This is a genomic window from Roseivirga sp., from assembly GCF_049099775.1.
Classification (GTDB): domain Bacteria; phylum Bacteroidota; class Bacteroidia; order Cytophagales; family Cyclobacteriaceae; genus Roseivirga.
On sequence record NZ_JAGDZM010000025.1, the window covers coordinates 1 to 1,287 of the forward strand.

Consider the following 1,287-nt stretch of genomic DNA (forward strand, 5'->3'; position numbering starts at 1 on the left):
TATAGATACATGGAATGTCACGGTTATACCTGATGCACCGTTTGAAGTTACCAGTTTCAGCCCAGCAGATGGAGGCGTAATCAATAGTGAGGAGCGTATTACCGTCACCTTTAGCGAACCTGTATTCAAGAATAATGGTAAAGTTAGATTCTATCGTACAAGTGATGTAAAGTTGTTGAGCGATATAGATATTAATGAATCTGAAATAGTTGTAGATGGAGCAACTGTGTCTATTCCTTTGCCGGTTGACTTGCCTGAGAGCACTGATTTCTTTGTTCATTTTAGTCGCGATGCTTTGCGCTCTTCTGATAATGATAACCTTTCAGGGCTGTTTACGACTACAACTTGGAATTTAACCAAACAAGCAGGCGTACCTCTAAGTATTACGTCCCTAAGCCCTGTTGATGGGGCTAACGTAACTCAAGGGTCACTCTTAAAGGTTGTTTTCAACAAAGAAGTGTTGAAGAAAAACGGTAAGATCCGTATATACAAATCGAGCGATCAGACATTGCTCTATCAATTAGATATACAGAGCAGTAAAGTATCTGTTGAAGAAGAAGAACTTTCTTTCAAGTTACCCAATGACCTTCCAATCGGAGAGGAATTCTTTGTTCATATGAGCCCGAAATCTTTAGAAGATACAGAGGGTAATAACATAGCTGGCTTCTTTGATGTGAATACGTGGAACTTGACACCGACTATAGATGTCTTACCGACTATTGTAAGTTTAAGTCCAATAGGTGGTGCAAATACAGAAGAACAAACGACGTTTACAGCGACTTTCAGCGAAGCTATGTTCAAGAACAACGGTAAGTTGAGGATCTATAAAAAGTCAGATTTAAGTTTAATGTCGGTTACTGATATCTCAAGTAGTTCGATAACAGTATCAGGAAGTACATTGAGTTTCGACCTCCCAGCAGGCCTCCCAGCAGGAGAGGAGTTATTGATTCACCTGAGTAAGGCTGCCTTGGTAGATGCAGGCGGCAACGACATCAACGGTTTATTTACAGTAGACACCTGGAATTTCACTATAAATGCTGTTCCTCCGAGTACTGTTAATGAAGCGATTAATTCAGCAGAGTTAGAAAAAGTAAAAGAAGTCACATACGATTTTAACATATACCCTAATCCAGTTAAAGACGTGTTGACCCTAGACCTTTCAGGAGTTGGAGATTCACCGAGCGTAAGAATAGTAGATTTGACGGGTGCAGAAAAGTACAGCAAAGCACGTGTTGATCAGACTACACTTAGGGTAGATGTTAAAGATTATCCTTCAGGCTTGTATCT

The 1,287-nt window shown here is 40.2% G+C and carries 1 protein-coding gene; it reads left to right on the top strand.

Going from position 1 to position 1,287, the window contains the following annotated elements; all coding sequences use genetic code 11:
• Positions 1-1,287 (top strand): Ig-like domain-containing protein (locus JXQ92_RS19220; protein WP_421988274.1); only part of this gene is annotated, 1,287 nt, incomplete at both ends.